Origin of the sequence: Rhodococcoides navarretei (assembly GCF_038069675.1) — a bacterium.
Classification (GTDB): domain Bacteria; phylum Actinomycetota; class Actinomycetes; order Mycobacteriales; family Mycobacteriaceae; genus Rhodococcoides; species Rhodococcoides navarretei.
Genome location: NZ_JBBPCN010000001.1, coordinates 5,230,528 through 5,254,150 on the forward strand (window position 1 = coordinate 5,230,528; position 23,623 = coordinate 5,254,150).

9 protein-coding genes are annotated in these 23,623 nt (G+C 66.0%); 7 read left to right on the forward strand and 2 right to left on the reverse strand.

Going from position 1 to position 23,623, the window contains the following annotated elements:
• The 5 genes from AABD04_RS24775 (at window position 1) to AABD04_RS24795 (ending at window position 19,755) form a co-directional block, all read left to right on the forward strand.
• Complete coding sequence (locus AABD04_RS24775; protein ID WP_341442872.1) at window positions 1-729, forward strand: amino acid ABC transporter ATP-binding protein; 729 nt, start codon at window positions 1-3, stop codon at window positions 727-729.
• Between the two features lie 80 nt (window positions 730-809).
• A complete protein-coding gene (locus AABD04_RS24780) occupies window positions 810-2,867 on the forward strand; it encodes a PhoX family protein (RefSeq protein WP_341442873.1) in 2,058 nt (685 codons plus the stop codon).
• Window positions 2,868-3,176: 309 nt separating this feature from the next.
• Window positions 3,177-17,858 (forward strand): non-ribosomal peptide synthetase, encoded by a 14,682-nt coding sequence (locus tag AABD04_RS24785; RefSeq protein ID WP_341442874.1) that lies wholly within the window; start codon window positions 3,177-3,179, stop codon window positions 17,856-17,858.
• Complete coding sequence (locus AABD04_RS24790; protein ID WP_341442875.1) at window positions 17,855-18,871, forward strand: alpha/beta hydrolase; 1,017 nt, start codon at window positions 17,855-17,857, stop codon at window positions 18,869-18,871. The genes AABD04_RS24785 and AABD04_RS24790 overlap by 4 nt, the downstream gene beginning before the upstream one ends.
• A 197-nt stretch (window positions 18,872-19,068) precedes the next feature.
• Entirely contained in the window at window positions 19,069-19,755 is a 687-nt protein-coding gene (locus AABD04_RS24795; protein ID WP_341442876.1) for a thioesterase domain-containing protein, read from the forward strand.
• 9 nt (window positions 19,756-19,764) lie between these two features.
• On the opposite strand, the gene ggh is transcribed toward AABD04_RS24795, so the two are convergent.
• Window positions 19,765-21,102 carry a glucosylglycerate hydrolase gene (ggh, locus tag AABD04_RS24800; RefSeq protein WP_243595656.1) on the reverse strand — a complete coding sequence of 446 codons (1,338 nt, stop codon included), beginning with the start codon at window positions 21,100-21,102 and terminating at the stop codon, window positions 19,765-19,767.
• Window positions 21,103-21,210: 108 nt separating this feature from the next.
• On the opposite strand from ggh, the gene AABD04_RS24805 reads away from it, so the two are divergent.
• Both AABD04_RS24805 and AABD04_RS24810 read left to right on the forward strand, forming a co-directional pair.
• Window positions 21,211-21,726, forward strand: coding sequence for a DinB family protein (locus tag AABD04_RS24805; RefSeq protein ID WP_341442877.1), 516 nt, complete (start codon window positions 21,211-21,213; stop codon window positions 21,724-21,726).
• 123 nt (window positions 21,727-21,849) lie between these two features.
• Window positions 21,850-22,521 (forward strand): SDR family oxidoreductase, encoded by a 672-nt coding sequence (locus AABD04_RS24810; RefSeq protein WP_341442878.1) that lies wholly within the window; start codon window positions 21,850-21,852, stop codon window positions 22,519-22,521.
• Window positions 22,522-22,596: 75 nt separating this feature from the next.
• Here the strand turns inward: AABD04_RS24810 and wrbA are convergent, their stop codons facing one another.
• Window positions 22,597-23,196 (reverse strand): NAD(P)H:quinone oxidoreductase, encoded by a 600-nt coding sequence (gene wrbA / locus AABD04_RS24815; protein ID WP_243595659.1) that lies wholly within the window; start codon window positions 23,194-23,196, stop codon window positions 22,597-22,599.
• Between the last annotated feature and the right edge of the window lie 427 nt (window positions 23,197-23,623).

Below are 23,623 nucleotides of genomic sequence, written 5' to 3' on the forward strand. Positions count from 1 at the left end.
ATGACTTCCGTTTCGCTCGCAGGCAAGGACATCCACCTGTCCTTCGGTACCAACAAGGTGCTGCGCGGGGTGAGCATCGACGTCCCGGCGGGCACGACGACCACGGTCATCGGGCCGTCGGGCTCGGGCAAGTCGACGTTGCTGCGCGCGCTCAATCGGCTGCACGAACCCGAGCAGGGCGACATTCTGCTCGACGGCAAGTCGGTCCTGAAGGACAACCCCGACGAGTTGCGTCAACGCATCGGCATGGTGTTCCAGCAGTTCAACCTGTTCCCGCACAAGAGCGTCGCGGACAACATCGCGCTCGGCCCGCACAAGCTGCTCGGCCTGTCCAAGGAAGCGGCCCGCGAAGCCGCGATGGAGCAGCTCGAGTTGGTGGGCTTGGCCAACAAGGCGGATTCGCGTCCGGGCAACCTCTCCGGTGGTCAACAGCAGCGCGTCGCCATCGCGCGAGCCCTGGCCATGAAGCCCGAGGTGATGTTCTTCGACGAGGCCACCTCTGCACTCGACCCCGAGTTGGTCAAGGGCGTCCTGGCGCTGATGGCCGACCTCGCGAAGGGCGGAATGACCATGGTGGTGGTGACCCACGAAATGGGCTTCGCGCGATCGGTGTCCAACCGGGTGCTGTTCATGGATCACGGCAGCGCCGTCGAAACCGGAACGCCGGAGCAGTTGTTCGACGATCCTCACACCGATCGACTGAAAGCGTTTCTGTCGCAGGTGCTGTAGCACGTTAGGGCAGCCTCGTTGTCCGCGACTTCACCTGAGCGTTCCTTTACTTTCGCTTTTGGGTGACAGCGTGCCCATTCATGAAGCCACTACCCTTGTTCGCGGTTCACGACGGAAGCTCCAAGCGATCATCATTGACGTGCAAGTACAAGTGCGGAGATGCGTGTTTCCACGAGGTGCCCAACACGTCGAAGGGTGAGTACTTCGGCGATATCGTCAAGACCGCGATGTCGCGGCGCGGTGTCATCAAGGGCGGTGCCATGGCGGTGCTCGCCGTGGGTGCGGGGAGCGCTCTTGCGGCGTGCTCGACCGACGAGCCGGCCACCACCGGAAGCGGAACCTCGAGCACTTCGGGTGCCGATACCCCGCCCGTGGACGGCGTCGATTTCGTTGCGGTGGAACCGAACACCGAGGACGCCGTGGTGATCCCCGAGGGCCACGAGCAGGCCGTCGTCATCCGCTGGGGCGATCCGGTGGTCGACGGTGCTCCGGCGTTCGACTTCGACAACCAGACCGCGGCCGCACAGGCGATGCAGTTCGGCTTCAACAACGACTTCGCCGGTCTGCTGCCGGTGGAGGGAACGCCCAACGCCTTCCTGCTGGTGGTCAATCACGAGTACACCACCGAGCCGGCGATGTTCAAGGGTTACGACGCGGAGAAGCCGACGCGCGAGCAGTTCGACATCGCGCTGGCCGCACACGGTCTGAGCGTGGTTCAGGTTCAGGGCGAGGGCAACTCGGGCAAGCTCACCCCCGCGATGGGCCGGTACAACCGCCGCATCACCGGCACGACGGAGTTCGTCGTCACCGGCCCGGCTGCGGGCAGCGACCTCCTCAAGACCAGCGCCGATCCGACGGGTACCCGCGTCCTGGGCACGTTCAACAACTGCTCGGGTGGCCTGACGCCGTGGGGCACGGTGCTGTCCGGCGAGGAGAACTTCAACCAGTACTTCGGCAACGCGGAGTCGGTCACCGAGACCGTGGCCGCGGAGCGACTCGCCCGTTACGGCATCGAAGGTGCCGCCAGCGATCGCAAGTGGGAGACCTTCGACAAGCGCTTCGATATCGCGCAGGAGCCCAACGAGCCCAACCGATTCGGGTACGTCGTCGAGGTGAACCCGTGGGATCCGCAGTCGGCTCCGATCAAGCACACCGCGCTGGGACGCTTCAAGCACGAAGCCGCCACCATTTATGTCACCGACGACGGCACAGTCGTCGCGTACAGCGGTGACGACGAGCGCTTCGACTACATGTACAAGTTCGTCTCCAGCCGAAAGATGATGCCCGGCACCGGCGCTGCGGCGATGCGCAACAACCTGACCCTGCTGGATGCGGGCACGCTGTACGTCGCGACCCTCACCGGCGACTCCCCGGACGAGATCGACGGCTCCGGCACGCTGCCCGCCGACGGCGAGTTCAACGGCACCGGAACGTGGATCCCGCTGCTCGAGACCGGCGAGGACGGCCGTGGCACGTCACTCGTCGGCGGCATGTCCGCCGAGGAGGTCGCGGTGTTCACCCGCCAAGCAGGCGACAAGGTGGGCGCGACCAAGATGGACCGGCCCGAGGACTTCGAGCCCAACCCGGTGACCGGGAAGGTCTACGTCGCGCTGACGAACAACTCCAACCGCGGCACCGAGGGCAAGGCCGCGGCCGACGAGGCCAATCCTCGCAACACCAACAAGAACGGCCAGGTGCTCGAGCTCGACGACGACCATGCGGGCACGTCCTTCACCTGGAACCTGCTGTTGGTGTGCGGTGACCCCAACGAAGCCGACACGTACTTCGGCGGGTTCGACAAGAGCCAGGTCAGCCCCATCTCGTGCCCCGACAACCTCGCGTTCGACTCCAAGGGCAATTTGTGGGTCTCCACCGACGGAAACGCTCTCGACTCCAACGACGGTCTGTTCGCGGTGGTGCTCGACGGTCCGCGCCGAGGAGAGACCCGCCAGTTCTTGACGGTCCCCGCCGGGGGTGAGACCTGCGGTCCGATCATCTCAGACGAGCGGGTCATGGTGTGTGTACAGCACCCGGGCGAGAGCGACGACGCCACTGCCGACGCGCCCGTCTCGCACTGGCCCGACGGCGGCGATACCCAGCCGCGGCCGTCCGTCGTGGCAGTCTGGAAGTCTGCCTGACAGCTACCGACCAGCAGCACGCCGAAGGCGTCCGTAGTCGATCACAGTCGATTATGGACGCCTTTCGGCGTTGTCAATTGTCATCGAATGGCCGAGTGGGATTCTGTGTATTCACAATGTCCCCGCCGATGCAGCGCAGGCAGTTGACCCATTTCCAATGCGTGTGCAAACCTGACTCGATAGGCCGGTGGCTGGAACTCCGTTCGGGCAATGCTCGAAATGGAGGACGTTCGGGGCAACGTCGATTTCCATTCTCAGCGTGACGACGCGCCGGACACCGCTCCCCTACGTGCGCGAAGAGGCAAGTCTGTGGAATCCGTTGATTCACTGACGATTCGGGAAGAAGAGATCGATCGTACGTCCATCGACGACACCGAACCGTTTCCACTCACGGCCTCCCAACGCGGATTATGGTTTGCTCAACATTTGTTGAGTTCAGTACCCATCACCATTGCGAATTACCTCGATATTCGCGGTGCCGTCGATATCGATCTGATGAGATACGCCGGCAGGCGTACTGCGCGCGAATTCGGCGCAGGATCGTTGCGCTTGATCGAAATCGACGGAGAACCGCACCAGTACATCGACGTCGAGCAAGGTGACGACACCGTAGTGCTCGATTTCCGTAGCGAAACGGACCCCGAGGCAGCAGCGCGGGAGTGGATGCGTGCCTCGTACAGCACCCCCATCGATCTGACCCACGGTCGCCTCATCAAAGGCGCGATACTCCTCATCTCCAGCGACCGGGTGTTCTGGTACTCCCACGTCCACCACATCGTGCTCGACGGATACGGTGCCGTTCAGTTCATGCGGCGCGTCGCGTCGATCTACACCGCCGTCAGCGGCGGCCGCGAGCCGGAGCACTCGACCGCAGGGTCGCTGGGAGCGGTGTATGCCGCCGAAGCGCAGTACCGGAACTCCCCACGGTTCGACAAGGATCGCCGCTACTGGCAGAGCAAGACGACCGATCTTCCGCCGCCGACGTCCATCACGGGCGTCCTCGCGCCTCCGGCGCCCCGGGCGCATCTGTGCGGCGGATATCTCCCCGAGGTCATGCAGCAGGCCCTGGATCGTGCAGCGGGCCGACTCGACTCGGCGTTCGCTCCGCTCGCCATCGCCGCGGTGGCAACGTTTCTCGCGCGGATGACGGGGAGTACCGACGTGGTACTGAGCCTGCCCGTGGCCGGCCGCACCACAGCTGTGCTGCGACGTTCCGGCGGGATGGTCTCCAACGTACTGCCGATCCGGGTTCGTATCACCCCGCAGTGCACACTGGCGACGCTGGTGGCCGAGGTGCAGTTGGAACTGACCGGAGCTCTGCGACACCAGCGGTATCGTGCCGAGGACATTCGCCGCGACGCCGGCGGAGGTACCGAGACGCGCGGGTTCTTCGGCCCCGCGATCAACATCATGGCGTACGAGAGCGAGGTGCCGTTCGGACCGCTCACCGGGGAGTTCAACGTGCTCTCCACCGGCCCCGTGGAAGACCTGTCGGTCAACATCTATCCGGCGACCGACGGGACGCGCTCCCGCCTCGAATTCGAGGGCAACCCCAACATCTACGGCATCGAGCAGTTCGAGACGCTGCATCGTCGGTTCCTCGCGTTGTTCGAGGACTTCCTCACCGCAGACTCCGAGACACCCGTTCTGGAACTCGACGTGCTCGACGACGCCGAGCGGTCCGCGCTCGTACCACTTGCAGGCCCCGACGCCGTTGCCTCCGAACTCTTTCCGAACCTGCTCCGACGCGGCGTCGAGATCGCGTCCGAGAACACGGCCGTCGAATTCCAGGACGAGAGACTGACGTATCGCGAGCTCGACGACCGCGCCAACGCCGTTGCGCGCGCTCTGATCGCCCGTGGAGCCGGGCCGGGCAGCGCCGTCGCCGTCGCCCTGCCGCGCGGGACGGCGTCCGTCGTCGCGCTGTGGGCCGTCGCCGCGTCCGGTGCCACGTTCGTGCCGATCGATCCTGGGTACCCTTCCGAACGCATCACCCACATGCTCGTCGACTCCGGTGTGACCATCGGGATCAGCGAACAGGGGCTCTCGCAGCAACTTCCACAACGGGTGCACTGGCTCGATCTCGACGACACGGAGTTCGGCGAGGAATGTGCGGCACGATCGAGCGCACCGATCACCGACGCCGATCGACGCGCAGCCCTCACCGAGCACCACGCCGCGTACATGATCTACACCTCCGGCTCGACCGGCACCCCCAAGGGCGTTCTGGTCACCCATACCGGGCTGGCCACCTTCGCGGCGGACGCCAGACCCGAACTGCGCGTGAGCACCTCGTCGCGACTGCTGCGGTTCTCGTCGTCGAGCTTCGACGCGTCGCTGTTCGAGATGATCCAGGCATTCAGCGCAGGAGCGACCATGGTGGTCGCCCCGCCCTCCGTGATCGGCGGCGCAGAGCTGACGCACCTGCTGCGCGAGCGCCGTATCACCCACATCATCTGCGCACCCGCGCTGCTCACCACGGTCGATGCGGCCGAGCTCGATCACCTCGAGACCGTCGTCGTCGGTGGCGACGTGATGCCACCGGACCTGGTGGACCGCTTCGGGGCGAAAGCGTTGCTGTTCAACAGCTACGGACCCACCGAGACCACCATCGTGGTCACGATCACGCGGCCGCAGTCCAACCCCCGTGCCATCACGATCGGACGACCCGTTCAGGGCTCCCGCGCCGTGGTGCTGGACCGCTGGTTGCGTCCCGTGCCCCCCGGGTCGGCGGGAGAGCTGTATCTCGGCGGCCCGGGCATCGCGCGCGGCTACCAGCACCGAACCGGTCTGTCGGCCGCGCGCTTCGTCGCCGACCCGTTCGGCCACGGACGCCGTCTGTACCGCACCGGAGACATCGTGCGGTGGACCGGTCCGCTGGACTCGGCCGAGCTCGAGTTCGTCGGCCGCAGCGACTTTCAGGTCCAGGTGCACGGTCACCGCATCGAACTCGGTGAGATAGACGCGGTCGTGTCCCAGCACGAGGGCGTCGACTTCGCGGTATCGGTCGTCCACCACCACGGCGAAGCATCGATCCTGGTCTCCTACGTCAAGCCGGCCGACACCACGGCACTCGATCACACGGCGTTGCGTACCTTCGCCTCTCGATTCCTGCCGATGCACATGCTGCCCGCGATGTTCGTCGAACTCGACGCCATCCCACTGACCCCCACCGGCAAGGTCGACAGATCCGCACTGCCACAACCGACCTTCGAGTCCGACGCGGCCGCCTACCGCGCCCCGGTCACGCCGGTCGAGAAGACCATCGCCGACGCCATGGCCGCAGTGCTGCAACGTGATTCGGTTGGTGTGGACGACTCGTTCTTCGCCCTCGGCGGCGACAGCATCGTCGCCATCCAGTTGGTCTCTCGCGCCAAATCGCTCGGGGTGGTGTTCACCCCGCGAGACGTGTTCGAGCGTCGAACCGTCGCCGGATTGGCGGAGGTGGCGACGGACGCCGCCCATCAGGTGACCCTCGACGAGCTTCCCGGCGGAGGGGTCGGCGCTATGCCGTTGACACCGATCATGTCTCACACCGTCAGCTCGTCGACCCGAGCCGATGCCATGGACACGTTCCACCAGAGCATCGTGCTGACCGCACCGGTCGATCTCGAGCTCGACGGGTTGCGGCGCACCGTTGCCGCGATACTGGACCATCACGACGCGTTGCGTTCCGTCCTCACCGAGGACGGTCTCACGGTGCAGCCGAAGGGCAGCATCGATCTCGATGCCGTCGTCACCCACGTGTCCACCACCACCAAGCCAGGCAGCCGTAAATTCTCCTCCGTCGTAGCAGAATCCGCACGGGCGTTCGCATCGCGGCTGCGGCCGCGGGACGGCGTCATGCTGCAGGTCGTCTGGGTTGCCCCTCGGTTCGGCACTCGCGAGATCATCGACACCCACGAGGTCGGCCGGATCATCGTCATCGCGCACCACCTGGTGATCGACGGTGTCTCGTGGCGCATCCTGATTCCGGATCTGGCCACGGCATGGCACCAGGTGCAGGCGAAGTCTGCAGTGGTCCTGCAGCCGGTGGCCACCTCCATGCGTCGCTGGGCCCACGGACTGAGCGAGGCCGCCCAACGCGCCGAGCCCGAATTGCCCGACTGGTCAGCAATTCTCGACGGGCCCAACGAACCGATCGGTCGCCGTGCGCTCGATCCAGCGATCGACCTCGGTCGCACCCGAGACCGGGCGTCGGTCGAATTGAGCGCCGAGATCACCGAGGCACTGACGGGACCGCTGACCCGCGCCTACCGCGCAACCGTCAACGACATTCTGCTGACGGCGCTGGCCGTTGCGGTCCGAGCCGACGTATCGTCGTCGTTCCTGGTCTCGGTCGAAAGTCACGGCCGCGACGAGGATCTCGTGCCCGGAGCCGACCTGTCCAGGACGGTCGGCTGGTTCACCTCCACGCATCCGGTTCGGCTCTCGCTCGACGGTGTCGACGCCGAGCGCATCCTGGCCGGTGACGGCTCGGTGGCCGCCGCAGTCAAGCTCGTCAAGGAACAGGCCCGCGCCATCCCGAGCCACGGCACCGGCACAGACCAGGGCAGTGGATTCGGGCTGCTGCGATACCTGAACCCCCGCACCGCCGCACTGCTCACCGAACACGACGCCCCGCAGATCGGACTCAACTATCTGGGGCGGATCACCACCGACATTCCCGACGCCCTCCGCGGGCGCGGGTGGCTCCCGGATGCGTCGGCCGACATCGACTCGAGCAGTGGCGACAACCTGCCGGTGGCAGTGGCACTCGACATCAATGCCGTTGTCACCAACGGGCAGCTTCGGGCCACGTTCGCGTACCCCCGCGGTGCCTTCGACGGAGACACCGTCAGCGGCTTGGCGGATCGGTGGACGACTGCGCTGCATCGTCTCGCCGAGCACGCCGGAACCCCCGACGTCGGCGGGCTGACGCCGAGCGATGTTCCGCTGGTGGCCGTCGCGCAGGATCGAATCGATGAGTGGGAGAGCACTTTCGGTGAGCTGGCCGACATCTGGCCGCTCGCCCCGCTGCAACACGGACTGATGTTCCACTCCGAACTCACGCGCGGACACGTCGATGTCTACACCGCCCAGTTGGTGTTCGATCTCGGCGGCGACATCGACGAAGCCCGGTTGCACCGCGCCGCGAGTCGATTGCTCGCGCGCCACGACAGCCTGCGTACCGCGTTCGTCAGAGACACCAGGGGAGCAGCGGTACAGCTGGTACTCGCCGACCCCGAATTGCCCTGGCGTACCGTCGATGCCGGTCGCGTCGACGTTCCGGCCATCGCTCACGCCGAGCGCAGCGCGAGATTCGACCTGGACGCGCCACCGCTGCTGCGGTTCGTACTGGTCACGACCGAGGACGGGGCGTCCCTGGTGGTGACCAACCACCACATCCTGTTCGACGGCTGGTCGATGCCGATCTTCGTCAAGGAACTGCTGGTCCTCTACGCCGCCGACGGTCCCATCCCGATCCCGGCCAGAACGTACCGCGACTACCTGAAGTGGCTCGATGAGCGCGATCACGCAGGTGCACTGGACAAGTGGTCCGAGGCGCTGGCAGGCGTCGAGGAACCGACGCTGCTCGCCCCCGGTCACGGCGGCGAACAGGACCTGCCCGCCGAGCTCGCCGTCGCTCTCGACGACGCCTCGGTGACGGCCCTGAAGGCCAGGGCGCGGGACCTGTCGGTGACCGTCAACACCGTCGTGCAGGCGGCCTGGGCACTGGTTCTCGCCGCAGAGCTCGGTCGGGACGACGTGGTGTTCGGGGCGACGGTCTCCGGCCGGCCGGCCGATCTGACCGGTGTGGAGGACACCCTCGGACTGTTCATCAACACCCTCCCGGTGCGGGTGCACGTGCACCGAGACGACACCGTGGCATCGCTGCTCTCCCGCCTGCAGACCCAGAGCGTGGACTTGCTGGACAGCCACCACGTAGGTCTGCCCGAGGTTCGCGCACGGGTGGGGGTCGGGGCCCGATTCGACACGTTGACGGTGTTCGAGTCCTACCCGGTGGACCACTCCGCGCTCGATCGCGACACCGACATCGCCGGCCTGCGGGTACGCGACCTCCGCGTCACCGATGCCACCCATTACCCGCTGACACTGATCACCGTCCTCGAGCCGACAGTGCGCATCACGCTGAAATACGCTGCGGCGTCCGTCCATCCAACACGGGCGTCGTCCATCGCCGATCGGTTCGCTCGCGCGCTCCGTGGACTCAGCGGCGACACTCGGACTCCGGTGACGCAACTCGACCTGCTCTCGGCGGACGAGCATGCGCTTCGGGCGTCCTGGAACAGCACCGAACACCCGGTGGCCACCCACACGCTCGTCGACCTCCTCGCTGCAGCGGCGGACGAGCATTTCTCCACTACTGCAGCGGTGTTCGAGAATCGGAGTCTGACGTACGGAAACTTCTGGGCCCGAGTTCGATGCTTGGCCAGGTATCTGCGCAGCACCGGGGTGGGACCGGACGTGGTGGTGGGGGTGGCGATGGCCCGCTCGCTCGATCAGCTCGTCGCAGTGCATGCGGTGGTCGCCGCGGGTGGTGCCTACCTCCCCATCGACCCGTCGATGCCGACCGCCCGCATCGAGCACATGATCGCTGCCGCATCACCGTCGATGATTCTCGGTGCGCTGGACGACGTCGGCATCGAGGTCGTGGATCCCGACACCCTCGACCTCGACGGCGTCAGCACGGCACCGCTCGATCCCCTGCCACACCTACGTCCTGACCACGCGGCGTACGTACTGTTCACCTCCGGCTCCACCGGAAAGCCCAAGGGTGTCACCGTCTCTCACCGCGCGATCGTCAACCGGTTGCTGTGGATGCAGCACGAGTATCCGCTCACGCCCCAGGACGTCGTGCTGCACAAGACTCCGGCGACGTTCGACGTCTCGGTGTGGGAGTTGTTCTGGCCACTGCTGACCGGAGCACGAACGATCATCGCCGAACCCGACGGCCACCGCGACCCGATGTACCTGTCGACTCTCGTTCGTGAACACGGGGTCACCACAGTGCATTTCGTACCGTCGATGCTCGAGCTGTTCCTGTCCTACGGCTCGCCCGAACGATGCAGTTCGCTGCGGCAGGTGTTCGCGAGCGGGGAGGCGCTGCCCCGAGCGATCGTCGATCGCTTTCACGAGGCGGTCGATGCCGAACTGCACAACCTGTACGGACCGACCGAAGCGGCCGTCGACGTCACCTACCACCGCACCCGGCCCGGCGAGCAGGGGTCGGTGCCGATCGGCGTGCCGGTCTGGAACACCACCGTCCACGTATTGAACTCGGCGCTGCAGCCCGTGCCGATGGGCGTCACCGGTGAGCTGTACCTGGGCGGAGTGCAGTTGGCTCGCGGCTACGCCGGGCGCGCCGATCTCACGGCCGGACGCTTCGTCGCCGCGCCCGCCGGACTCCGGTTGTATCGCACGGGAGATCTCGTTCGGTGGTCCGAGGACGGGTCACTGCAGTACTTGGGCCGCAACGACTTCCAGGTCAAGCTCCGTGGTCAGCGTCTCGAGCTCGGCGAGGTCGAGTCGGCCCTGCACGCCGTGGCGGGGGTGAACTCCGCCGTCGCTCTGGTCCGCGAGGACCGCCTGATCGCGTACATCGTGGGCACGGCGGATCGTGACAACGTGGCTGCCCACGTGGCGCGCAGCCTGCCCGAATACATGGTGCCGTCGAGCATCGTCGTGCTCGACGCGATGCCACTCGGTGCCACCGGAAAGCTCGACCGCACCGCACTTCCCGACCCGCACGTTTCGGCCGATAAGTTCGTACCGCCGTCGAGCGACGCCGAACACGCTGTTGCACAGATTTTCTCCGACGTGCTCGAGCTCGAGAGCGTGAGCGCTACGCGGTCGTGGTTCACCCTCGGCGGCGACTCTCTCACCGCCACGCAGGTGATTGCGCGCGTCAATGCCGAGCTCGATGCCGACCTCGGAGTCCGAGACCTGTTCGAGGCGCCGACCGTCCGTGCCCTGACACAGCGTCTCGGCCGCGGCGGCGGTCATCGGGCCATTGTCGCAGGCGCACGGCCGCAGCATATTCCACTGTCTCCGGCACAGCACCGGATGTGGCTGCTCAACCGCTTCGACCCGTCCTCGGGTGCGTACAACATCGCCGCGGCGTTCCGAATCACCGGCGCACTCGACGTCGATGCCCTGCGTGTCGGTCTGAACGATGTCGTCGAGCGCCACGAAGTGCTGCGTACCGTCTACCCCGACGGCCCGGCCGGCCCCGAGCAGGTCGTCACGTCTCGGTACCCGGACGTGACCGTCGCCACGACCACAGAATCGTTGCTCGACGGTGCCCTCTACGCCCTCGCGTCACAGGGATTCGACGTCACCGTTGCGCCGCCACTGCGTGTGGCCGTGCTCGAGCTGGCACCGGAGGACCACGTCCTCGTGGTCGTGGCGCACCACATCGCCGCCGATGGATGGTCGATGAATCCGCTCGCGCGCGATGTCATGATCGCGTACGGATCTCGCGCCGCCGGCCTCCACCTGCAATGGACGCCGCTCGAGGTGCAGTATGCCGATTACGCGCTGTGGACTCTCGAGCGCCTCGGCGACGAGTCCGATGCGGATTCGCCTGCATCCCAGCAGATCCGGTACTGGACGTCCGCACTGCACGACCTGCCAGAGCGGCTCACGCTGCCCGCCGATCGACCGCATCCACCGGTGGCGTCCCACCGGGGTGATCGAGTCTCGATCGACATCGAACCCACCACCGTCGCCGCACTGAGTACGTTCGCCGAGCGCACCGGAAGCACCCGCTTCATGATCGTGCACGCCGCCTTGGCAGTGGCGCTCGCCCGTGTCTCGGGTCAGCGCGACATCACCATCGGCACTCCGGTGGCCGGACGCGGGCAACGCGAACTCGACGACCTCGTCGGAATGTTCGTCGGGACCCTCGTGCTGAGCGCATACATCGACCCAGCCGAATCGTTCACCGACGTCCTGAACTCGGTGCGCGAGCGCGACCTCGACGCCTACGCCAACGCTGACATACCGTTCGAGCGACTGGTCGAGATCCTTCAGCCGCCGCGATCGACGGCGCACCACCCGCTGTTCCAAGTGATGCTCTCGATCGAGGGCGCGAGTCCACCGTCCGTCGAGCTGCCGAATCTGTCCGTTCGTCCACTCGACACCTCGCACGTCGCGGCCAAGTTCGATCTGCATGTCACCGTCTCGCTCGCCGCAGACACCGCGTCGGTGGAGATCGTCTATGCGACCGACATTTTCGACGCATCGACGGTGACCGGTCTCGCCGAGCGGTATCGATCGATCCTCACGGCGGCGCTCGCAGATCCGACTCGACCGGTGGGAGACATCCCCATCCTGACCGCCGAGGAAGCACCCCGGCTCGTCGGTGCCCCCGCGCTCGGACACCGCACACTGCCCGATCTGCTGGCGGGCGCGGTCATGAGTGCGGGAGGCAGCGGTATCGCGCTCGAGAGCGGTGCTTCGAAGTGGACGTACTCCACGCTCGACGATGCTGCGACCGTCCTCGCTCGCACACTGATGCGGCGCGGTATCGGGCCGGAGCAGTACGTGGCGATAGCGCTGCGCCGTGGCGTCTCCTCGATGCTGGCAACCTGGGCGGTGGCCAAAACCGGTGCCGCATTCGTTCCCATCGACCCGACGTATCCAGCCGAACGTATCGACTACATGCTCACCGATTCCGGTGTGAGTCTGGGAATCACCGACGACGATCACCTGAATTCCCTGCCTGGAGAGCACACCTGGATCTCCATCGACAATGCAGCCGACCCGCTGATCGACTGCACACCGGTAGGTGACCTCGACCGGACCGCGATGCTTCGACCCGATCACCCGGCATACATGATCTATACCTCGGGTACCACCGGGCACCCCAAGGGCGTCGTCGTCTCCCACCGCGGCCTGGTGAACCTGGTTGCCGACCTCGTCGATCGGTTCGGTCTCGACAACGACTCTCTTACCCTGCATTTCGCGTCGCCCAGCTTCGACGCCTCGGTGTTGGAACTGCTGATGGCCGTCGGGGCCGGATCGACCATGGTGATCGCCGACCCGGAAATCCTCGGCGGTTCCGAACTCACGGCCGTGCTGCAGCGCGTGACCCATGCTTTCGTCACCCCGGCCGCGTTGGCCACCGTCGACCCGTCCGAGATCTCGGCGTCGACCACCATCGTCGTCGGTGGCGAAGCCTGCCCCCCGGCCCTCGCCGACGCGTGGGCGGAGCACCTCAGGTTCTTCAACGGTTACGGCCCCACCGAAACCACCGTCTTCGCGACGATCGACGGGCCCGTGCAGGCCGGATCGCCCGTGTCGATCGGCGGTCCGGTGCGCGGAATCGAATCGGTCGTCCTCGACGATCGGCTGCATCCGGTACCCACCGGTTCGGTCGGCGAGCTCTACCTGACCGGGGATGCCGTCGCCCGGGGCTATCATCGCCGATACGGCATGACGGCAACACGTTTCGTCGCCGATCACGGCGGTCGTCGGCTGTATCGCACCGGTGACCTCGTCCGCAGGATCACCCGGGTCGGTGCCGCGGGTTCCGATCCGCACGGCGATCGCTACCAGTTCATCGGCCGCGCCGACGCACAGGTGAAGGTACGCGGATTCCGAATCGAGCTCGGCGAGATCGATGCCGTGCTCGCCGAGTACGACGGCGTCGCTCAGGCGGTGAGTGCGGTGAACGGCTCCCAGGTGTTCGGCTACGTCGTGCCTGCTGCGGGGCGGGTGCTCGATCCCGAGTCGATTCGCAGCCACTCGCGACGCTTGCTGCCCAATCACATGGTGCCGCAGGCGATCACGATCCTGGACGCCCTACCGCGTACGGGCTCCGGCAAGGTCGATCGCGCGGCGCTGCCGATGCCGACCCCGACCGCACGAAGTTTCGCCGAACCCGCCACTGCCACCGAACACCTCGTCGCCGGAGCCTTCGCGCTGGTCCTCGATGTCACTGCAGTCGGTGCCGAGGACGACTTCTTCGCACTCGGTGGCACGTCCCTCTCCGCCACTCGGGTGATCGCGCACATCAACGACACCGCAGGCACCGCGCTCGCGGTCCGTACGATCTTCGAGTCGACGACGGTGCGCTCGCTGGCCGGTGCAGTCGACGCGGCCGAACGTTCCGCGTTGCCGCGTCTGGTGGCCGGTCCGCGACCGTCGAACATCCCCCTGTCGTTCGCGCAGATGCGGATGTGGTTGCTCAACCGTTTCGAGCCGGCGTCGGCCGCGTACAACATCGCCTTCACGGTGCACCTGGACGGCGATATGGACTGTGATGCACTGCAACTCGCAGTCGACGACGTGCTCACCAGGCACGAGGCGCTGCGCACCTACTTCCCGGTGGTGGGAGCCGGTCCCGCCCAGGTGATCCTCGACCACGTCGAACTCGACCTGAACCCGGTCGACATCGACGAGAGCGAGGTGCTGGCACGGGTGGCTGCGGTGATCGGCCGCGGATTCGACGTCACCGCCGCCGTGCCGTTGCGCGGTGCGCTGCTGCGGACCGCGCCGAGCGCGCACGTACTCGTCCTCGTCGTGCACCACATCAGTGCCGACGGTCTGTCGATGACACCGCTGGCACGGGACGTCGCGCTCGCCTACGGGTCACGAGTCCATGGCACCCCGCCGCAGTGGACTCCGCTGCCGGTGCAGTACGCCGACTTCGCCGTATGGCAACGCGAGGTCCTGGGCAACGACGAGGATCCGACCTCCGTGTTGTCGCGGCAGATTCGATACTGGACGACAACTCTGGCGGACCTGCCCACGGTACTCGACCTGCCGACGGATCGACCCCGGCAGGCAGTGGCGTCCAAACGTGGACGTGCGGTGCAGTTCTCGCTGTCCGAGCAGACCGCTGTGGGTGTGCGGGCCCTTGCCCGCCGGACCGGGACCTCGGTGTTCATGGTGATGCACGCGGCGTACGCAGCTCTGCTTGCTCGACTGACCGGGGGCACGGACATCCCCGTCGGGACCCCGGTGTCGGGTCGCGGATCGGGTGCGCTCGACGACGTCGTCGGGATGTTCGTCAACACCCTCGTGCTGCGATCGAACGTGGATCCGAGTCGATCGTTCACCGAACTTCTGGCGCACACACGCTCCGTCGATCTCGCCGCGATGGAGCACTCCGACGTACCGTTCGATCGAGTGGTGGAGGCCATCGCGCCTGCCCGCTCGACGGCCCATTCCCCGTTGTTCCAGGCATTGCTGGCGCTCGAGACCGAACGACCTCGGGGCGTGGATCTCCCAGGGCTGGCTATCACGCCGTTTCCGTACGAATCCAAGGTCACCCGCTTCGATCTGGCACTGACGATCACCGATGCCGACGGTCTGGACGGATCTCTGCGCTACGCAACGGATCTCTTCGACGAGCACACCGCGCGTCGATTCGCCGACGAGTTCGTCGCGCTTCTCGATGCCGCTCTGGCCGACCCGTCGGCCGCGATCGGCGACCTCGCACCACCCCGCGACGCAGTACTGTACGGCCCGCCCGACACCCCGATTCGGACCCTCGGCCAGCTCCTCGACGCGGCCGTGACCGCCCGTCCTGACGCAATTGCGCTGCGCTGGAACGGAATCGACTACACCTACCGAGAGGCCGACGCCTATGCGAACCGGCTGGCCCGCGTGCTGCTGGGATACGGGGTCGGGCCCGAGACCGTGGTGGCCGTGGCGCTGCCCCGCTCGGCGGAGTCGGTGCTGTGCACCTGGGCCGTCACGCGAACCGGCGCAGCATATCTGCCGGTCGACCCGGCGTATCCGGCCGAGCGCATCGCACACATGATCTCCGACTCCGGTGCGGTACTCGGAGTGACCACCTCGCATGCTCGACGCGCTCTGGTCGCAGATGTCCCGTGGGTGGAACTCGACGATCCCACGTTTCTCACCGAGTTCGAGCCGGCCGACGAGACACCCGTCGCTGCAACAGAACTCACCGGACCCGTGCTCGAGTCGACCGCCGCGTACGTCATCTACACCTCGGGCTCGACCGGGCGACCGAAGGGGGTGGTGGTCAGTCACCGCGGCCTGGCCAATCTGGCCGCGTCCCGCAAGGAACTGCATCGAGTGCAACCCTCGGCGCGATTCCTGCACAACACGTCTCCGAGTTTCGACATGGCCGTCGGCGAGATGATCTCGGCGCTGTCCGCTGCGGCGACGCTCGTCATCTCACCGCCGACAGTTCTCGGCGGGGCGGAACTGGCCGCGTTCATCCGCGACGAGCAGATCACCCATGCGCTGATGACACCGTCCGCACTGTCCACGCTCGATCCCCAGGGTCTCGACTGCCTGGAGGTGCTGTGCGTCGGCGGCGAAGCATGCAGCGCCGAACTGGTAGCCAAGTGGAGCCGTGGGCGCCTGATGCTCAACGGGTACGGGCCCACCGAGGCCACCGACATCTCCACTCTCGGTGAGGTACGCCCCGGCGAGCCGATCACGCTCGGCCGACCACTGCACGGGCTCCGCGCGATGGTCCTCGATGCCCGCCTGCGCTGCGTCCCGATCGGAGTACGCGGGGAGCTGTACGTCGCCGGGCCCGCACTGGCTCGTGGGTACCACCGCCGATCCGGTTTGACCGCAACACGATTCGTGGCCGATCCCCTGAATCCCGAATCGCGGATGTACCGCACCGGAGACCTGGTGCGGCGTACCGCCGACGGTCGTCTACTGTACGACGGCCGCAGTGATCAGCAGGTCAAGATCCGCGGCTTCCGCATCGAACCCGGGGAGATCGACGCGGCGCTGACCGCGCACGCAGGTGTCGAGCTCTCGGTGACGCTCGCGGTACCCGGCCCGGCGGGGGAGCAGGCGCTGGTCTCGTACATCACGGGCAGTGCACTACCGGAGGACGTGCGCGACCATGCCCGGCGATCTCTGCCTGCCCACATGGTGCCGGCTGCGGTGACGGTCATCGACGAGATTCCGCGGACCGGAACCGGAAAGCTCGATGTCGCCGCGCTCCCGGCACCGGTGTTCGGGACCACCGCGTACCGTCCCGCCACCACCGCTGCGGAGATCGCCGTCGTCGAGGCCTTCGAGGCAGTGTTGGAGTCCGATGGAATCGGATTGGACGACAACTTCTTCGAACTCGGTGGCAGTTCCCTCTCTGCGATGAGAGTGATCGGTGAACTCCGCGCCCGGTCGTACGAGATCGGTATGCAGTCGCTCCTGATGGACGCGACGGTGACGGCCGTTGCCGAGCGAATCTCCGCAGGTGCGGCCGATTCCGAGGAGCTGGCGGTGCTCCTTCCGCTCCGCGAGGCCGGCGAGGGCGCTCCCGTGTTCTGCATTCACCCGATACTCGGATTGTCCTGGTGTTACACGGGATTGGGCAACTATGTCGACAATCCGCTGTACGGATTGCAGACCCCGACCCCGGACGAGTTGCCGACCACACTGTCGCAGTTGGCTTCTCGCTACGTGGACGAGATCTGCCGCGTCGCGTCCGAGGGCCCCGTCCATCTGCTGGGGTGGTCACTGGGCGGTGTCATTGCACACGAGGTGGCGGTGCAGCTCGTAACGTCCGGCCGGAGAGTCGCATCGCTCGTGCTGCTCGACGCCCACCACGGCGACAGCGGCGACTGGGCCGATGCGATTCCCGTGGCCGACCTGATGTCCGGACTCGGCCTCGACCTCGCCGTGCCCGCGGGCCAGGTCGTGTCTCTCGACACCGCCGGTGAACTGCTCGACTCCGTCGACACCGGCGGCATACTCGACCGCGCGGACATCGAGCGCCTCATCGCATCCGCGCAACACAATCACGCACTGCTGCAACAACATCGACCGGGCGTCTACCCCGGTGATGTCCTGTTCTTCGCCGCCGGTCTGGACGGTGGCCATGGCGTCGGACCGTGGTATCCACACATCGCCGGATCGACCACGGTCGTCTCCGTCCGGGCCACGCACTGGCAGATGTGCGCGTCGTCCACCCTTGCTGCCATCGGCCCACGCATCGCCCACGAACTTCGCGCCACCGAGAAGAAAGAACTGAAGAATCGATGAAAGCTCCACGCCTGACGGCTCTGGCCCTGGCCGCCGGACTGCTGCTCGGAATTCCGACGGTCGCGTCGGCGCAACCCGTGGCTCCCACCGATCAGGTCCACCGTCCGGTAGGGACGGTGGAGAGCATCGACAAGATCGACGACACTCGCTGGGACGTCTTCGTGCGCTCGCCCTCGATGGACACCGTCGTCAAGATCCAGGTGATCCGGCCGTCCGACACGTCCGTGCCCCGGCCGACGCTGTACATGCTCAACGGTGCCGGTGCGGGTGTCGACGGTGCCAACTGGCTGGCCAAGACCGACATCGTGGACTTCTTCGCGGACAAGAACGTCAACGTCGCCATGCCCGTCGGCGGGTACCTTAGCTACTACACCGACTGGGAACGCGACGACCCGAAGCTCGGCCGGAACAAGTGGCAGACCTTCCTCACCCACGAACTACCGCCGGTGCTCGACGAGGCCTTGCGAGCCGACGGCGTCAACGCCATCGGGGGCCTGTCGATGTCTGCGGGATCGGTGCTCGATCTCGCCATCCAGGCTCCGGGACTGTACCGAGGCGTGGCGTCGTACAGCGGGTGCGCGCAGACGAGCGATCCGGTGACTCGTTCCTTCATTCGCGCGTTGGTGCAGCTGCGCGGCGGCGGCAACACCGACAACATGTGGGGACCCGACGGCGATCCGCAGTGGGTGGAGCACGATCCACTTGTCAACGCCGAGAAACTCCGTGGACTCGAATTGTTCGTCTCCAACGCCAGCGGACTGCCCGGGCAATACGAGATGCCCGGGAACGTCCGGCCTGCCGGATCTCCGCCGTTGGTCGACCAGGCAGTTCTGGGTGGCCTCATCGAGGCCGGAGCCAACGTGTGCGCTCACAACCTGGTGAACCGTCTCGGCGAACTCGGCATCCCGGTCACGACGAACTTCCCGGCGGCCGGAACACACTCGTGGCAATACTGGCAGGACGCACTGCGGGCATCGTGGCCGACGCTGGAGCGGGCGCTGAGTCAGCTGTGATGAACGGGGACGTTCGGGGCCCGGACGAGGGCGCTCGATGGTGAACAGTCACTAATGCGTTCTGTTCGCAGACGTGGTTGAGTCGTCAGTAATGAGACGTGGGTAACACTCACGCTGCCGACGGCGACATACCCAGAGTCGGCACGAACAAACCCTATGGAAACACGAACTTCATCTCTTGGCTCGGAGGCGCACCCATGACTGTCGTGAACGATCTTCCCCATCTGGCCCTCGCGGAACTCGACCCGTCGAACTATGCGGTGCCGACCATCGCGCCGATCCGAACCACCGGCCACCTCGATCCCGTGTTCTGCGTCCACCCGTTGGTGGGCCTGGTCGATTGCTACGCAGGTCTGGCCGGCCACATCGACGACGAACGGCCCATCTACGGCGTCCAGGTACCGACGTCCGGTGAGCGTTCCGAGTCCCTCGTCTCCTTGGCTTCGCGGTACGCCGACGACATCGCTCGTGTCCAGACCGACGGTGCCGTTCACCTCCTGGGGATGTCGTTCGGCGGAGTTCTCGCCCACGCCATTGCCGTCGAACTACAGAGCCGAGGCGTCACCGTCGGCGCGCTGACGCTGCTCGACAGCGACCCCGTTCGGGCCCGCGGCGAGGGCGCGGATCTCCTCGCATCCATGGGCGACGAGATCGATCGCAGTCACGTCGAAGAGCTGCTGGCCGTCGCCTTGCACAACGACGGGCTCGTCCAGCGCCACCTGCCCGGCATCTACTTCGGCGACATCCTGGCCGTCTCGTCACTCGGCACCGACTCCGGCTCCGCCTGGCACCCCTTCGTCTGCGGCACCGTCGCCAAGTATCTCGTGCCCGACGCCACCTCGTTCGACGTCGTCGGCCCGTTGGTCGACAGCTACCTCAGCTGATTTCTCCCTTCATCCCAGCCAGTCCAGGACGGCCGCGGCCGTCCAGGATTGCTGCATGCTGCCGAGCGGCTTACCGGTGAACGGCTCGTAGTACTCGGCAAAGCTGCCGTCGCTGGCCTGACGCAAGCCTTCGTCGCGCAAGGACAGTGACCGCTCCGACCAACCGCGACGCGCGAACGCCCACGAGAACAACCACGTCATCACCGGCCACACCGGCCCGCGCCAGTACTCGCGGGCACGGAAGTCCTTCGAGACCGGCGACGTCGACGGCGGAACGGCGTACCGCAGATCCGGATGCCCGCAGAATCGTGTGCCCTCGAAGACTCGAAGCAGGTTGCGCTCCTGCTCGCGAGGCAAGCCGCCGCAGAGCAAGGGCGCGAACATCGCGATGGTCTCGGTGCCGATCCATTGACCCGTCCGCAGGTCGAAGTCGCGGGCCCCACCGGAGCGTGCGTCCGTCGTCGCGACCACTCCCGTGCGGAACTTCTCCGCCCACGACCGCAGTTCCCGCACATCCGAGTGGGGACGAGAATGGTCCTCGCCGATGGTGGCGAGTACATCGCACGCCACCGCGAAGATGGCGCTGACGAACACGTCCTCGACGGCGAAACTCATCTTCGTCTTCAATGCATCGTCGTCGTAGCCGACCTGCTTCATTTCCTCGACCAGCCAGATGTAGCGGTCGTACTCGAGATTGCTGGGCCGCTGGGAGGCGTCGGTGATGACCGCCTTGTCCTCCCGGAAGTACGGATCCATCTCTCCAGGAACAACATTGGCGTAGGCCGAATCCCACCGCGGCGAGTTGTCCATGCCCGACTCCCAGCCGTGGAACAGCGCGATACGCCCGTTGTCGTCGACGTCACGCGCCTGCGCGAGCCAACGGTGCCACCGCACCAGATCACCCCAGCGGCGATCGAGAAACTCCTCGGCGACGGCACGCGTCGTACGTCCATGTCGCTTGGAGTGGTCGAGGATCCGCTGCACCGCGATCGCGTGCACCGGTGGTTGGGTGATGCCGGAGGTCTGCGGGTTCATCGGAGCCTGGGGAGCGAGTGTTCCGGTAGCCCAGCGCGCCGGACCGGGAAAGTAGCCGTCGACCCCATTGGCGAAGACGATGTGCGGGATCATCCCGTTCTTCCACTGCGCCGAGAGCAACGTGTCCATCTCCACCACAGCACGCTCGACACTGAGCGGCGCCAGTCCGACGGAGACGAATGCCGCGTCCCAGCTCCACATGTGCGGATACAGCCTCGGGGCCGCGCTGGTCATGGTGCCCAGGTCGTTTCCTCGAAGCAGGTACGCCGCCCGTGCCGCCAACTGCGTGGAAGTGAAACCTCGATCGCCCATGCAGACAGTTTGCGTCCATACGCGCAATTCCGCTCGGTTGAATTGCGGACCGAAGGTGTCCTTGTTTGTTCCTAGTGTGGGTTTCACCAGCTCACCCAGGAGGAAACGATGATCACCGAGAACACCGACATCCAGAAAATGCTTGCCGAACAGCGCGCGAACTTTCTCATCACCGTTCGCGGAATCAGCGACGAACAGGCGCGCACCCGCACCACCGCCAGCGAGCTGACCCTCGGCGGACTGCTGCATCACGTGATCAGCAACGAGAGGCATTGGATGAAGGTCATCGCCGACCTGGACGAGACGGCCGAGTTCGACATGGAGTCCGCCGGCGGCGAATACGTCATGGCGGACGACGAAACGGTCGCCGGGCTGATCGCCGAATGGGACGAGGTGGCGCGCTCCACTGCCGACGCCCTGGCAACGTTGGATCTCGATGTGGCGGTCCCGGTCCCGACGGCACCCTGGGCACCTGAACGTATCTGGCAGAGTGCACGATTCACCGTGCTGCACATACTGCGCGAAATCTCGCAGCACGCCGGCCACGCGGACATCATTCGCGAGGAACTGGACGGTGCGAATACGACCCGGACCTGGGCCGCCGCGGCGGGGATGAGCTTCTAGTCGAGTGTGAGTTGCTGCTGCAACGAGTGCTCCACTCCACTGGTTCAGGCCGGGGAATCCCCGATTCACGCTCCGGAGTGGAGCGAAACGTGCGGACGCAAGGGGCCTGATTACTGTGGTTACATGACTCGTACTGCGTTGGTGACCGGAGCAAGTCGTGGCCTCGGGGCCCATATCGCTCGATTGCTCGCTCCGGATCATCACGTGTTGCTGGGGGGACGATCGGCCGGATCTCTCGAGCCGATCGCGTCGGAACTGGCAGGAGCTACCCCGTGGCCGGTGGAACTGACCGATCCCGACGCGGTGGCGGCCGCCGCGTCGGGCATCGATTCTCTGGACGTGTTGGTGCACAACGCCGGAGTCGCGGCACTGGGGACGGTCGAGGAGTCGACGGCCGATGATTGGCGGCGACAGTACGAGGTGAACGTCATCGCCGTCGTCGAGCTCACCCGCGTGCTCCTACCGGCGCTGCGCAAGGCGAACGGTCATGTGGTGCTGATCAATTCGGGTGCCGGTATTCGCGCCAACCCCGGTTGGGGCGGCTATGCGGCGAGCAAGTTCGCACTGCGGGCATTCGGGGATGCGCTGCGGTCGGAGGAGCCGTCCTTGCGGGTGACCTCGGTGCATCCCGGACGTATCGACACCGAGATGCAGCAGGAGATCGTCGCGCACGAGGGTGGGGAGTACGACGGCTCGAAGTTCTTGCAGCCCAGCACCGTTGCCCTCGCAGTACGCAACGCAATCGATACGCCGGCCGATGCCCATCCGACAGAATTGGTGCTGCGCACCAGGTGAGCGTCGGTGCCATTGGTCCTTGCCGAGGCTCAAACTCCGGCCGCGCTCCAAGTCGCTGTGCGGGTACGGGACTGCCTACTTCGCCAGTGCGGTTGCGATGGTGACGACGCGAGTGGCCATGTGCTCGAGTGCCGCATTCGTGGCGTCCTCGAGCTCGTTCTGGTTGTCACCGCCGGTCACGTGGCCCACGCCGTAGGGATTGCCGTCGACGAACTTCAGTCCGTCGGTGTAGCCGGGCGGCACCAGGACACCGCCGAAGTGCATCAGCGAGGTGTACAAACCGATGAGGGTTGTCTCCTGGCCGCCATGCGCGGTTTGGCTGGAGGTGAAGGCGGCGTACGCCTTGTTCGCGAGTTCCCCCTTGGCCCAGTATCCGCCGAGCGAGTCCATGAAGTTCTGGAACGGTGCCGCGGTGCTGCCGAAACGCGTCGGAGATCCGAGGATGACGCCGTCGGCCCAGACGATGTCGTCACCGCTGGCAGCGGGAAGGTCCTTGGTCGCTTCGTAATTGGCGGTCCATGCGGGGTTCTCGGCGAAGGTGCTCGGGTCGCGTGTTTCCGCGATGTGCCGCACGCGAACCTCTGCACCTGCAGCAGTGGCTGCGTCGGCGAGTTTGTTCGCCATGGTGGACCCGTGGCCGGTTGCCGAGTAGTAGATGATTGCGATCTTGGTCATTGGTGCGGCCTTTCGATGTGGAATGGTCGACAGACGGAGGACGTGACTTTCGTACGTGCCACCGAGTGGATCGGCGATCGGCTGGAACCGCGCGCCGTCCGATTCCGGGAGGTAGCTCGCTCTGTTCAAATGGTTGCGATGTCAACTACTCCGACGATACCTGCTGTGGTTTCCTTGTCAACTACTTTCACCCAGCCGAACAGACCCTGGCCGCGTCGCTCGGGTCCCGTCGCGCACGAGGCACGTCCGCACCCGTCCGGTGAACCGATCACTGTCACTCGTCGCCGACGAATTTTTCGATCGCTCATCCGCGCACGTTTTCGCGAACCTCGGCCCGACCTAAGTCCCGCACATCGAGGACTAAAGGATCGTGTGCGCGAGGTCGATTCCAGAGTTCGATGGAGATCAACCGATTGTCAGAGGAGTT